General features: G+C 68.7%; 12 protein-coding genes. 5 read left to right on the forward strand and 7 right to left on the reverse strand.

Annotated elements, in window-relative coordinates:
- Nucleotides 1-21 precede the first annotated feature (21 nt).
- Nucleotides 22-2,130, forward strand: a complete 2,109-nt coding sequence (locus tag JYJ93_RS39075; RefSeq protein WP_206799889.1) for a DUF4114 domain-containing protein — start codon at nt 22-24, stop codon at nt 2,128-2,130.
- A 324-nt stretch (nt 2,131-2,454) separates the two neighbouring features.
- Nucleotides 2,455-3,342 carry an RNA polymerase factor sigma-32 gene (locus JYJ93_RS39080; protein WP_206799890.1) on the forward strand — a complete coding sequence of 296 codons (888 nt, stop codon included), beginning with the start codon at nt 2,455-2,457 and terminating at the stop codon, nt 3,340-3,342.
- Between the two features lie 101 nt (nt 3,343-3,443).
- Here the strand turns inward: JYJ93_RS39080 and JYJ93_RS39085 are convergent, their stop codons facing one another.
- Complete coding sequence (locus JYJ93_RS39085) at nt 3,444-4,295, reverse strand: hypothetical protein (protein ID WP_206799892.1); 852 nt, start codon at nt 4,293-4,295, stop codon at nt 3,444-3,446.
- Nucleotides 4,296-4,454: 159 nt separating this feature from the next.
- On the opposite strand from JYJ93_RS39085, the gene JYJ93_RS39090 reads away from it, so the two are divergent.
- From JYJ93_RS39090 to JYJ93_RS39100, 3 genes are read left to right on the forward strand one after another with little or no spacing between them, the layout of a single operon-like run.
- Nucleotides 4,455-5,711 (forward strand): Hsp70 family protein, encoded by a 1,257-nt coding sequence (locus tag JYJ93_RS39090; RefSeq protein ID WP_206799894.1) that lies wholly within the window; start codon nt 4,455-4,457, stop codon nt 5,709-5,711.
- 48 nt (nt 5,712-5,759) lie between these two features.
- On the forward strand, nt 5,760-6,209 hold the full coding sequence (locus tag JYJ93_RS39095; protein ID WP_206799896.1) for a hypothetical protein: 450 nt from the start codon (nt 5,760-5,762) through the stop codon (nt 6,207-6,209).
- An 18-nt stretch (nt 6,210-6,227) separates the two neighbouring features.
- Entirely contained in the window at nt 6,228-6,794 is a 567-nt protein-coding gene (locus tag JYJ93_RS39100; protein WP_206799898.1) for a hypothetical protein, read from the forward strand.
- A gap of 14 nt (nt 6,795-6,808) precedes the next feature.
- On the opposite strand, the gene JYJ93_RS39105 is transcribed toward JYJ93_RS39100, so the two are convergent.
- The 6 genes from JYJ93_RS39105 to JYJ93_RS39130 form a co-directional block, all read right to left on the reverse strand.
- Nucleotides 6,809-7,327, reverse strand: a complete 519-nt coding sequence (locus JYJ93_RS39105; RefSeq protein WP_206799900.1) for a hypothetical protein — start codon at nt 7,325-7,327, stop codon at nt 6,809-6,811.
- Nucleotides 7,328-7,342: 15 nt separating this feature from the next.
- Nucleotides 7,343-7,996 (reverse strand): hypothetical protein, encoded by a 654-nt coding sequence (locus JYJ93_RS39110; RefSeq protein ID WP_206799902.1) that lies wholly within the window; start codon nt 7,994-7,996, stop codon nt 7,343-7,345.
- A gap of 77 nt (nt 7,997-8,073) precedes the next feature.
- Nucleotides 8,074-8,967, reverse strand: coding sequence for a hypothetical protein (locus JYJ93_RS39115; protein WP_206799904.1), 894 nt, complete (start codon nt 8,965-8,967; stop codon nt 8,074-8,076).
- Between the two features lie 4 nt (nt 8,968-8,971).
- Nucleotides 8,972-11,590 (reverse strand): TonB-dependent receptor, encoded by a 2,619-nt coding sequence (locus JYJ93_RS39120; protein ID WP_206799906.1) that lies wholly within the window; start codon nt 11,588-11,590, stop codon nt 8,972-8,974.
- Between the two features lie 30 nt (nt 11,591-11,620).
- On the reverse strand, nt 11,621-12,433 hold the full coding sequence (locus JYJ93_RS39125) for an OmpA family protein (RefSeq protein WP_206799908.1): 813 nt from the start codon (nt 12,431-12,433) through the stop codon (nt 11,621-11,623).
- Between the two features lie 118 nt (nt 12,434-12,551).
- A complete protein-coding gene (locus tag JYJ93_RS39130) occupies nt 12,552-13,154 on the reverse strand; it encodes a chalcone isomerase family protein (RefSeq protein WP_242544103.1) in 603 nt (200 codons plus the stop codon).
- Nucleotides 13,155-13,198 lie beyond the last annotated feature (44 nt).

Genomic DNA, 13,198 nt, shown 5'->3' on the forward strand with positions numbered 1-13,198 from the left:
TCCACCCCGAGGAGTCTGTCCTTGCAGCCTCATCTGCTTCGCCTCCTGGCCTTCGTGGCCGGGGGGCTCCTGATTGTCATTCCCTCACCGCGCGCGGCCCACGCGGTGTCCTCCGGGAGCCTCCCGCCTTTCCATGTGCCGCCGCAGCTCAACGGGTTCTCGCAGTCCACCGCGGTCCTGCCTCCCGGCGGCACCGCGGAGGTCGGCATCCTGGCCACGGATCCGCAGGGCTTTCCGCTGACGTTCTCCTGGGAGGCCAACGCGGGCACGCTGGGGACGCCGGTGGACACCGGGACCTCGAGCCTCCAGACCTGGACCGCGCCGCAGTGCCTGGCGGAGGACGCCACCCCGGTGGCCGTCACGGTCACCAGCAACTACGGCCAGTCCATCTCCGCGTCGTTCGGCTTCAGCGTCGCCCAGGACCTGTCGGTGAACCGTCAGCCGCCCTTCGCGGACTCGGGCTTCGAACTCCTGGAGAACGCCACCGCCATGCTCCCGCAGGAGCTGTGGTTGACGCCGCCCGAAGCCCCCAGGTCCTCGGAGCGCATCGTGTTCCCGAGGGACCAGCAGCTGAGCGTCACCTTCATCGCCAAGGAATCGGAGGCCACGCACGCGTTCGGCTACGTGTATTACGACGACCTCGTCGCGCGCGGCTACGTCAACGCCCAGGGTGACCTGGTGGACGCCAACGGCAACGGCATCGCGGACCTGCACGAGGACCTCTACAACCTGGCCCCGCCCTCCGGTGCCCAGGCCCGTCCGTACATCGGAGTGAGCCCCCGCTGTTCCCGGACCTTCGTTTCCCGTGGCTTCATCTACCGCCAGCCGGACCTGGCGCTCAACTCGACCTGCGGTTCGGCCTTTACCACCAGCCACGACGTGACGGATGCCCGTCCCGGCCGCACCTCCTCCGCCTACAACATCACCGCCGACATCGTGGGGACCGTCCCCCCCACTCCCTCCGCGAACGCGGGCACCGGCTTCTCCGACAACGGCCTCTTCACGCGCATCCCCAACCTGCTGGAGCCCGCCCACGCCGCCAACAACTTCATGGGATTGGGCGCGCTGGTCTTCCTGAGCACCGAGGACGACAGCAACCTGACCACCTATCGCGCGATGGGCCTGGTGCCGGACGCCGATGATTTCGAGGACGGCATCCCTGACTACGACGTGTCCCGGTACGACACGCGGGGCAATGTGCGTCCCTACAATCCGGACCCCGGCATCTCCCGTCATGACCGCACGGTGGACCTGGGGATCATCCAGGGCGGCAGGGAGATGGTCTTCTTCCTCGTCACCGCCTTCGACGCGGCCCACAACCTGGACGACGGCACCGTCTTCCCCTGCCTGAGCAGGGACGCCGACCTCAAGTGCACGCTGCACCTGAGGACGCCCCTGTCCGTCTTCTTCTCCAAGACGAAGTGGAACCTGGACCAGGACCCCGTGGGCCGCCTGCCGACAGCGCAGCGGAACATCGGCTGCGCGTTCTCCGACCAGTGCGACCCGGACCACGCCCAGTCCTCCTCGAAGGCCTGCCCCGTGGTGCCCAACGGGCAGAAGCTGTGTGGCTGGGTGGATTCGAACGTGCTGCAGCGCATCGCCGCGCCGTATTACGGGGGCCTCGTCCTTCCCAAGGAAGGCGCCACCGTCCCCGCGTCGGTCAACCTCCGCATGCCGCACGTGCTGATGACGGCGCCCACGACCGTGCCGGGCCAGTGGCTCATGGGCTTCGAGGACCTCAATGGTGGCGGCGACCGTGACTTCAACGACGCCGTCTTCCTGTTCCAGGGTCAGGCGCCCATGGCCGCGCGCTCCAAGGTGCTGAACCCTCCGGACGCGAGCTGCGCCGTGTCCCGCGTGCGCTTCACGAAGACGGACACCGTGCCGGCAGGCTGCGCGAGTGAGCCCGCGCCCCGCTATGAGGTGGCCACCGACTGCGCCTCCAACCCCACGCCCACCTGGCACCCGCTGCCGCTACAGCGCGGGCCGGACAGCGTCACCCTGGATGTCTCCGGCACGCCCGGCAACCAGCTCTGCTGGAAGGTCACCCACCCGGGCAGCCCGCCCGCCTGCCTGCCCGCGGCGGTCCAGGTGAACGTGGGCTACGAGCTCACGCCCGTGGCCCCCTGAGCCGTCCGTCACTTCCGGACATCCGCCGCCCCGGGCCCCTGGTGTGGGGGCCGGGGCGTGCCCACATCCCTGCTGGATGTGATCCGCCCTGTGCCCGGGTCGCAGGGCAGGCAACCCTCCCTTCAGGGCACCCGGAAGAAGTGTCGGTACCCCGCGCTGTAAAAAGTGCCGGGTTCCGCCCTAAGCATTGAAGCCTTTTCGCGCAACGCCCTGGAATCATTGAGGTTGCCCGTCGGCTGGCATTGGCCCGTGCGTTGCTAAAGGTCTCCCCGTCGCAGCAAACGGCGGTCACACACACCGCCCTCTTCCCCGAGAGAGACCCCCATGCAGGCTTCCAACTCCTTCTCTTCCGCCGACTCGCTCTCCACGTACCTCTCGGAGATCAACCAGTACCCGCTGCTGACCCCGCAGGAAGAGCAGACGCTGTCGCGCTCCTTCCGCGCGGGCGACCTGTCCGCGGGCCACCGCCTGGTGACGAGCAACCTGCGCTTCGTGGTGAAGGTGGCGTACGAGTACCGCTCCTACGGCCTGAAGATGTCCGACCTCATCCAGGAGGCGAACATCGGCCTGATGAAGGCGGTGCAGAAGTTCGACCCTGAGAAGGGCATCCGCCTCATCTCCTACGCGGTGTGGTGGATCCGCGCGTACATCCAGAACTACGTGCTCCGCAACTGGAGCCTGGTGAAGCTGGGCACCACGCAGGCGCAGCGCCGGCTGTTCTTCAGCCTGGCCCGCACGCGCCGCGAGCTGGAGAAGCTGGGCGCCGGCGAGGGCCACATCGTCAACGCGGACGAGATCGCCAAGAAGCTGAACGTGAAGCCCACGGAAGTGCGTGAGATGGAGCAGCGCATGGGCGGCCGGGACCTGTCCCTGGACGCGCCGGTGGGCGAGGACGGCGACGCCACGCACCTGGACTTCGTGGAGTCCGAGTCCGCCTCGCACGCGGACGAGGTCGCCGACCGTCAGCAGGCGGGCCTCACCCGCAACCTGGTGCAGCGCGCGCTGATGCGCCTGGATCCGCGTGAGCGCTTCATCATCGAGCAGCGCGTGATGAGCGACTCGGAGATGACCCTGAGCGAGCTGGGCGAGCACTTCGGCTTCTCCCGCGAGCGCGCCCGCCAGTTGGAGATCCGCGCCAAGGACAAGCTGAAGGCGGAGCTGGCGAACCTGATGGCCGAGGCCGGCCTGGACCAGGCCGAGCTGGCCGCGTAACGCGCGCAAGTTCTTCCAAAGGCTGCGACACGGCACGGCCCCGGACCCTCGCGTTGGGAAGCGCGAAGGCACGGGGCCGTGGCATGTCTGGAGCCTCCGCACTACCGGGGCACGCCGGGCGAGGACTCGCCGCTCTCCACCGGTGCGGGCGCGGCCGGCTGCGCGCGGGACGTGGCGTCGATGCGCAGGGCCTGCGGCTCGCCGCTGCCCTCGTCCGTGCGGTAGGAGGCGCGGACCTGCGCGCCCTCCTGGATGTCCGCGGCGCTCGCGGCCCGGCCATCCACCTGCACCTGCGTACTGGGCCCCACCTTCAGGCGCAGTTGCGGCTCACCGCGCTGGCTCACCAGCACCTCCTGGGCGCTCGCGCTGAGCACGTCGCCGGAGATCTGCTGTTCCTGCTGCTGCGGGGCCGGGGCCTGCGGGTTCTGGGCGATGGCGGCCTGCTGCGTGGCGGCGTTCGGGTTCGCGGCCTGCTGCCGCGGGGCGCTCGGGTCCGCGATGCGCTGGTTCGCGGCGGCGCTCTCGTTGGAGGCCTGCTGCTGCTGCGTGGCGAAGTTCTGCTGCGCCTGGCGCTGCGCGGCCAGCGCGCTGGCCTGGGCCTGCTGGGCCACGGACTGGGCCTGCTGGGTGCGCGCCTGCGCCTGCTGCTGGCTGGACTGGGCCTCCTGGGCCTCCTTCTGGGCCTTGGCCTGGGCCTCCTGGAGCTCCTGCTGCTTCCGCCGCACGTCCTCCTGGGCGCGGGCGGCCTCGCGCTGCTGGCTGGAGGCCTCCTTCTGCGCGTCGCGCGCGTCGTCGAAGGCCTTCTCCGATTGAGCCTGGGCCTGCTCCACCTGCTGTCCCGGGGTGTTCTTCTCCGCGGTGTCCTGGCGGGAGCGGTCCTGGTCCTGGCAGGCGGTGGTGCCCACTACCAGTGCGGCGACTCCGGCACCCAGCCATGCTGCGCGCGATTTCATGGGGTTCTCCTGTCAAAGGGATGACAGGGCAAAGATGGCGGTGGCGCGTGGAGCGCCAAGCCACCCGGTGCCGAGCGCCCGCCCGGCCGCACGCCCCACGGCGGGGGCTCACTTTGGGGCTACCGCGTCCGGGAGAATGGCGATAAGGGGCGCCCCCCCATGCGCGCCTGCGGACTCGACTTCGGAACCAGCAACACCGCCCTGGCTCTGCCGGATGGCACCGTGTTGCCGCTGCAGCCCCACACCCCGGAGCCCCGGCTGTTCCGCTCCGTGCTCTTCTTCGCGGAGGAGGAGCGGGAGGTCTTCACGGGCGCGGACGCCATCCAGCGCTACCTGGAGGACAACAACGGCCGGTTCATCCAGTCCGTGAAGTCCTTCCTGCACAGCTCGTCCTTCCGGGCCACGCAGGTGAAGGGGCGCACGTTCACCATCGAGGACCTGGTGGCCATCCTGCTGCGCCGCGTGCGCGAGGCGGCCGGGGCGCACCTGGGCGAGCCGCCGGACGCGGTGGTGCTGGGCCGGCCCGCGGTCTTCACGCCGGATCCGGAAGCAGACGCACTGGCGGAGAAGCGGCTGCGCAAGGCGGCGGAGCTGGCGGGCTTCACGCACGTGCAGTTCCTGATTGAGCCCATCGCGGCGGCGCTCGCGTACGAGGCGCGGCTCGAGAAGGACGAGCTGGTGCTGGTGGCGGACTTCGGCGCCGGCACGACGGACCTGACGTTGATGCGGCTGGGACCGTCGCGGCGGGGGAACCTGGACCGCAGGCCGGACGTGGTGGGGTCCACGGGTGTGCGCATCGGTGGTGACCGGTTCGACGCGGAGATCATGCGGCACAAGCTGCTGCCCCGGTTCGGGGCGGGGTCCACGTACAAGGTGAAGGGCTTCAGCCACAAGCGGCTGCCCATCCCGCAGCACGTGCTGGCGAAGCTGCTCAACTGGCACGAGATGTCCTTCATCCGGGAGAAGTCCACGCAGGAGCTCCTGGAGGTGATGCTCGACACGAGCGACCACCCGGCGGAGATCCAGGCGCTCTACGACCTGGTAATGGACAACCTGGGCTACCGGCTGTTCCGGGCGATTGAAGCGGCGAAGGTGAAGCTGTCGAGCGAGGACGTGGCGACCATCGACTTCGAGGACGCGCGCATCCACCTGCACGAGCCGATGACGCGCCCGGAGTTCGAGGCGGCGAGCCGCACGTTGCTGGATGAACTGTCGCAGTGCACGGAAGGGCTGTTGGCGAAGCACCCGGAGGCCAGGGAGATTGACGCGGTCTTCCTGACGGGTGGTTCGTCGCAGATTCCGGCGGTGCGGGAGCTGTACGTGAAGCGCTTCGGAGAGGAGCGCGTGCGCACGGCGGACGCCTTCACCTCCGTGGCGGAGGGCCTGGGCCGCGCGTCCGCGTGGCTGACGGGGTGAACCATGGCGGCACAGGCAGCACGGCGATGGTGGCTTCCAGTCGCGGCCGTGCTGACCCTGTGCGTGGCGTGTGTCGGGCCCACGGACCGGACGTTCGTCACGGGGCGGATCCTGCCCCGGCAGATCCGCTTCGTGACCATCGTGGAAGCGGCTTCGGGTAAGCCCGGCGGCTGGCGGGCCGCCTGCATCCACATCCGCATCTCCCGGGACAACACCGGAGAGTCCATCCTGTGCCGGTTCGGGGTCGAGACGCCCCCTCACAACGTCGAGGGCCCCATCTCCACGGCGTTGGCCCAGCGAATCGCGGCGGACCGCATCAACGAAGCCACGCAAGCCATCTTCAGCGCAGCCACCCTTGCGTCTCCCTTGGGAATGCTCTGCGAATCAGTGAAGTCCTCGCTACGAACGACCGTCCCCGCGTCCATCGCGGGCTCGAAGGTCCCGGCCGTGTGTCACGAGCGAGCCCTCCCGGTGCATTTCGGTGATTTCACCCTTTGAAGCCGGAGCCCGCGCGCGATGACTCCCAGCACGGAGCAGTTGTTGGCCATCGCCAGACACTACTGGCCTGCCTCGGTCTCCGACGCCGATGAAACCGGTCCTGAACTCTCCCGCCTGTTCAAACGCTTTGACGAAGCGCTGCAGGGCCTTGGCCAGTGGCACGGGTTTCTCGACCATCTGCGCACGCTGCTTCCAGGCTTCTCGATAGGCGACGGCACCGGCCCCACGCGATGCAGTTTCCGCTGCATTGTCTATCCCGCGAAGGGAGACCCCATGCCGCCCATTCCCTGGGCCGTCGTGGGTTGCATGAGCATCCTGGCCCCGGTGTTCACCGTGTACGGCATCACGTTCGAATACGAGGGGCGCAAGCGCCGTGCGGCCCTGCTGCACCTGGCGCCCCTGCCCGGAACCATGGAGGAAGCGGCGCGCATCGTCGCAAGGGAGCTGGAGTCCCGCTTCCACGTCAGCGCGCTGCCCCGCGAAGTGGCCGCGACTCCCGTTCCAGTCGTCGTCGAGTGGACCCAGCCCCCCCGGACCACCCTGTTCGACGCGCTCTTCGACAGCGACCCGACGAACATCCCGTGAGAGGGCAGGGCCCGCTACGGGGCACCACTGTCCAATACAATCCCATCCAGGACTCCTGCATCCATGTCTTGAGGCGCAGGTGGGGTCTCCGGCTCCGCCCCCACGCTGCGCCGCAGGATTCGACCATCAAGGCTGACCGCGTAACGTGCTCCCGTGTCCACACCGATGAAGGTGTTGCCACAGGCATCCGGAGCCTCGTGGATCAGGATGAAGAAGACGATGCCCTGCCGGATGACCCGGTAGCGATACGCCTCCGGCCTTCCCCAGCAGGGCGTGTCCTTGGACTGCTTCGGGAAGAAGTCCTCCGTGGCGACCTGGACAGCCCTGAGCAGGTTGCCGTCCAGCACATACGCCTGCTCTTCGCCGCCGACCTGCACCGCTGACTGCGCGTAGAACGGCGGAAACGCGATGCTCCGGTCTCCCTCCCAGTCAGCGGGCCGGGCTCCCTGTCCTCGCAGGCAACCCGCCAGGAGCAGCACCCCGCCCATCAGGCCCAGTCCTGCGCAACGCATCGCGCTCGTCAGTCGTGGCATCCGCGGTGCTCCTGCCTAGCGTGTCGGGACGAACCGGAACTCCGTCTCACTGTCCCAGGTGACAGTACCTGCCCGCGTTCTGCGCCAACGGCCTTCGTCATCAGGCGTCCAGCGAACCACTTCCGCGCTCCCGTAGGTGTACTCGTAGAACCCGTCGCATCCCGTAGGGTTCCCAGAAGAACCTTCAGAGAAGAAGGCGACGATTCCAATGGGCAGCCGGCCTGCCTTCGTCTCGACATATCCCCCATGGATCCGCGCCATCTTCGCCAGCGCGGCAAGGTCCCGCTCCGAGAGGTTGGTGGGCGTCGCGGGATGGTTGTGGAGGAAGTAGAGGTACTTGAGGCTGTCGGGTGGATAGCGCGGGTCCTGGACGAACGCGGGGGCCCTGCACCCCTGTTCGAACTGACTCCGGGTGGCATCCGAGCTCTCCACCAGCTTGCTCAGCGCGTACCGATCATCCGGGACGTAATACAGCCAGGCGCAATACTCCTTCGACATGCGCCAACGCACGTCGAAGTTCGCAGCGCCCGCATTTCCCGCCGTGGCGTTGCGTTGGGAGAGGATGAGGGGACAGGCCGCGAGGAGCGCGTCCCACGCGGTGTTGAACAGCGGTGTTCCCGGCATCGGGCCATCCAGCCGGGCGGGCATGCGCGCGGAGTCGAAGCGCACGACGCCCGGGGGCGGCGGGGAAGCGCACCCGCCTAGACACAGGACGCCCCACAACGCCCCCATGAAGGCCCTGGCTCTCAGGGCCCCACGTCCACCGTGCGCGTCGTCCAGTCCGTGCCGCCGCGGCCGTCCCGGGCCACCACCCAGACCGTGATGCGCTCGGGCGTCTTGGCCGTCGTGTAGGTCGTCGTCGGGTCTCCGGGCTTGCCATCCACCGGCTCCAGCGAACGGAACGACCCCACCTCGCCCTCGCCCGTCGCGAACCAGCTGAAGAAGACCTGCTCCGTCCGCGTCCCGTCCGCCGTGGCGTAGGACTCCTCGCTGCCCTCTCCCAAGACCGGCGTGAACGTCACCTCCGCGTCCAGCGGCAGCGGTCCGGACAGCGGCGCGTCATTCCACAGCACGTCCTGCATCACCGGGTTCTGGTTCGGCGTCTCCGTCGAACGCAGCGTGATGCGCCGCACGCCCCGCTCCACGCCCTCCGGCGTCCCGCTGCCGTCCGTCGCCTCGTACCCCACGAACAGCGGCAGCCCCGTCTGGAGCACCTGCCGCACCGCCGGGTCGTTGAAGTCGAACGTTCCCCCCTGCCCTCCCCCGGTGCCGCCCGTGGCCGCCTGGAACGACTCGATGAGCAGCGCCTGCACCGCCGGGTCGCTCAACGACAGCACCCCGTTGTTCAGCGGCACCCCGCTGTCCCCCGGACACGCCACGTCCCCGTAGGGGTTCACGTCCGGCCGGCACAGCGCGTACGTCACCGTCACCGGACGCGCGTCCGGCGTCACCGCCAGCGCGGTGAACGTCACCGGCGGCGGCAGCGTGGAGGCGCTCGGGTCCAACGTCAGCTCCGGCGGCTCCGCCTTGATGCCGAGCACGCGCACGCCGCGAATCTCACTCTGGGCATCGAAATCGGGGCCGCTGCACGCGCTTGAGCCCAGCAACGCAATCACAGACAGCAGGACGGGAGTGCGCATGGCGTCAGAAAGCTCCCTTCAAGCCGAGCACGGGCAGGATGGGCAGGCCCTTGAAGAACTCGCGCTTGGAATAGTTGTAGTTGTAGGCCACGCCCTCGACCGACTGGTTGTTGTACGCGTTCGTCAGGTCCAGGTAGAGGTCCAGGTTCCACGTGTCGAAGATGAGGTTCTTGTCCACGCGGATGTCCAACTGGTTGAACGACGGCAGCCGCTGCGAATTGACCAGCCCGTAGTACGGGATGAACACGTCCGTCGTGTCGTCGCGCTTGGCGCCCAGCACCGGCGTCGTCGGGTTGCCGGACGCGAAGCGGAACCGCGCGCCCACCTCCCAGCCCTTCGGCAGCTTGTAGCTGGCGATGGCCGTCAGCACGTGCGTCTGGTCGTTGTCGAACTTGCGCCAGCGCGCCCCCGGCGCGTCCCGGCGCTCGCTGCGGGAGAGCGTGTACGAGACCCAGCCGAACAGCCGGTCCGTCAGCGCCCGGCGCACCAGCAACTCGAAGCCATAGATGCGCCCCACGCCGCCGTTCTTCAGGTTCTCCGGCACGGACTCGCCGTTGCGCACGACGCGCGCGTTCGAGCGGACGATGAGGTCATCCAGGTCGTTGTAGAAGACCTCGCTGCCCACGAACCACTCCGGCCGCGCCTGCCACTCCGCGCCCACGCTGTACTGGAGCGACCGCTTCGCCCCCAGGTCCGGATTGCCGAACCCCGGTGACGGCTCATCCTGTACCGGCGGGCTGTGGTAGACGCCCGCGCCGCCCTTGAGCGTCAGCGTCTCCGTGAGCGCGTAGCGCACCGCGAGCCGGGGGTTCACCGTGCGCTTCACCTCCTGCTGGTCCGTGAAGACGTAGCTCTCCGTGCGCACGCCCGGCACCACCAGCAGGTCCTGGATGGGCCGCCACCGCACCTCCGCCCAGGCGGACGGGTAGTACTGGGTGAACTTCCCGTCGATGTTGATGAGGTCCTCCGTCACCAGCGGCGACGGCGGCTCGCCCTCGCGCGGCGGCTGCTGGATGCTGGCCCTCACGTTCGCCAGGTTCGCCACCACGTCCAGGCCGCCCGCCACCGTCACGCTGTCGTTGAACGCGAACTCCACCGTGGGCCGCAGATACAGGTCCGTGGACGCGATGCGCAGCCCGCGCTCGCCAATCTGGAAGTCCAGGAGGGTGTTGCCAATCAACCCGTGCGTGTCGAGCGTCAGCCGGCCCTCGCGGAACTGGTGGCGCAGGCGCAGCTGGTTGAAGCCCGTGGTCACGTCCAGGCCGCCATTGACGGACGGGTCGCCGTCCGCCGGCTGGTCCAACAGCAACGCCAGGCGGTCGCGCGACGTCAGGCCCTGCAGCGTGAACGTGTGGCGGCTGCTCGGCTTCCACACCAGCTTCGCCTGCGCGTCGTAGTAGCGCGGCGCCACCTGGAGGCTGTCGTCGTCGAACGGCACCGCCTTGAGCACCAGGTCGATGTACGAACGCCGGCCGCCAATGGCGAAGCTCAGCGTGTCCGTGATGGGGCCTTCAATCACCGCGTTGGATTCAATGAGGCTGATGCCCACCGTGGCGTGGTAGCGGTCCGTGCGGGGCTCGCGGCTGCGCACGTTGATGACGCCGCCGGTGATGTCGCCGTAGTACGCGGAGAAGTTGCCGGGCAGGTAGTCCACCGCCTCCAGCAGGTCCGAGTTGTACACGGAGGTGAGCCCACCGAAGTGGTACAGGATGGGGATGCGCAGGCCGTCCAGGAAGACGCCGGACTCCTGCGGGCTGGTGCCGCGAATCACGAGCGCGCCGCCGTTGAACGCGGGCCGCGCCACGCCCGGCAGGTTCTGCACCACCTTGAGCGTGTCCCCCTGCGTGCCCGGCACGCGCTGCACCTCCGCCACCGAGATGGTCGTGCGCGTCACCTCCTTGCGCTCGCGGTCGCTGCGGACCACCGTCTCGTATTGGCTGAAGACGCGCTTCTGCACGTAGTACTTCGCCTGCGTCTCCTTGCCCTCTTCAATCGTCTCCTGCGTCTTGAAGCGGTCGTAGTTGCCCAGCACGACGACGACCGGGTGCGTGCCCACGGGGACGCCCCGGAAGGCGAAGCGCCCCTCTTCATCCGTGACGGTGGAGCGGTCCAGCTCCGTGAGCACCACCTCCGCGCCCACCAGGGGCTTGCGGGTGCCGCGCTCCAACGCCTGGCCGCTGAAGTTCACCGGCCCCTGGGGCTCCTGGACGCCGCCGTCCGGCGAGGCCTCGGGTTGCGGCTCCGGCGCGCGGAAGACGAACTGGTAGGCGTACTGGATGCGCACCGGCGCGGGGACGTGGTCCACCTCCGCGGGCTCGAACTGGAACTGCTTCACCGCTTCGGTGGCGGCCTCGTCGAAGCCGTGGCCCGCGGGCTGGGTGATTTCGACATTCGTGACGGCGCCCGTCTCCGAGATGTCGATGAACATCACCACCGTGCCCTCGAGCTGCTGGGCGGCGGCCTCCGGCGGGTAGGCCGCCTCCACCTGACGCAGGAGGGCGGGCGGCTTCGTCAGCACGCCCGTGGGAGCGCCAGCGTCGCCGGCGAGGGTTCCTGCGTCCGGAGCCTGTGCCACGGCTCCGGTCGCAAGCAATACACAGACGACGCAGAGGAGCGTTCTCATGAAGGGTGCGCGGGTCTCCCGCGCCCCCTCCTAGCGCCCCCCGAGGCCGGGCGCGAGGACGATTTCGATGCGCCGGTTCTGGCTCTTGTGCTCCGGCGTGTCGTTGGGCACGAGCGGCTGATACTGCCCGTAGCCCGCCGCGGACAGCATGGTCGGGTCCACGCCGGAGTCCTGGAGCGAGCGCACCACCGCCATCGCGCGCGCCAGGCTCAGCTCCCAGTTGGTGGGGAACTGTCCGCCACCGGTGGGCACGTCGTCCGTGTGGCCCTCCACGCGCACGATGCGGCCCTTCACCGTCTTGAGCGCGTCGGCGATCTTCACCAGCGCGTCCTGCCCTTCCTTGCCCACGCGCGCGGAGCCGGACGCGAAGAGGATCTTGTCCTTGAGCTGCACGGTCATCCGGCCCTTCATCTCCGACAGCTCAATCTTGCCGTCGGAAATCTCCTGCTTGAGGGACTGGGCCAGGCTCTCGTACTCGGCGCTCTTCTTCTCCAGCTCCTCCTTCGCCTGCGCGAGCTTCTTGGCGTTGCGCCCCAGCTCGTCGTTGAGCGCGGCCAGCTGCGCGTTCTTGTCCTCCAGGGCGCGGCGCTCGGCCGCCGCGGTGGTGAGGCGGTTCTCGGAGGCGTCCAGGCGCGTCTGAAGGGCGGTCTTCTCCTGCTCCAGCGCGGCCTGCTTCTCCTCCAGCTCCTTCACCTTCGCCTCGGCCGCCGCGCGGGCCCCCTTCTCATCCGTGAGGTTCTTCGTCAGCCCTTCCGCCTCCAGGGCCTTCTCGTTGAACTTCCCCTGCGAGACGCAACCCGTGGAGAGTGCAACGAGGGCAGCCAGAACCAGACGTGTCCGCATAGGTGCGATTCCTCCTGACAAGGATGTTGGTGGGTCCGAGATTACCGCTCTCGGGCCCGCAGCCTAGGAGAAACGCGCATCCAATTTGAGGACAAACTTCCCCGCCGGACGAGCGGCCTTACTTGGGGAAGATGGGGTGGGTGTCCAGCCAGGAGCTGAAGAGGGCGTCGGCGAAGGGCTTGCCGGGGATGTGGACGCCGCCGGACGCGCCGCCGGAGACGTGGAGGCCGGAGCCGGGCAGGTAGGTGAGGACGAGGTCGTCGCCCTTGCGCACGTCATGCAGGGACGACAGGAGCTTCTCCAGGGACTGGCTGAGGGCGTCCTGGCGCATGGCCGGGTTCTGGCGCAGGCCCTCGCGGAAGCTGCCCACGAGCTGGTCCTTGGTGATGGTGCGCAGGAAGCGGAAGTGCAGGCGCTTCAGGCTGTTGGAGGCCACGGCCTCCTTGAAGCAGGTGGGCTCCTCCTCCATGTAGAGGCTCCACACGTACACGTTGAAGAAGAGCTTCTTCTTCAGCTCCATGTGGGTGAGCGCCAGCGTGCGCCCCTCCACCTGGAGGGAATCCGGCATGTCGACCCCGCCCGCCTGTCCCGCGTGGGCGGCGGCGCCCACCAGCAGGAGCATCCCCAGCGCGACCCCTCGCGCTCCCTTTGTCCACACCGTCCCCGTCATCGCCTTCCCCTTCACCCGCTTCCCAAATCCGGTGATCGCAACGGTGTGCATGCTCTGGAAAACCGCCACCGGCGGCGATCATTGGTTTGTGCACC

Origin of the sequence: Corallococcus sp. NCSPR001 (assembly GCF_017309135.1) — a bacterium.
In the GTDB taxonomy this organism is placed as follows: Bacteria; Myxococcota; Myxococcia; order Myxococcales; family Myxococcaceae; genus Corallococcus.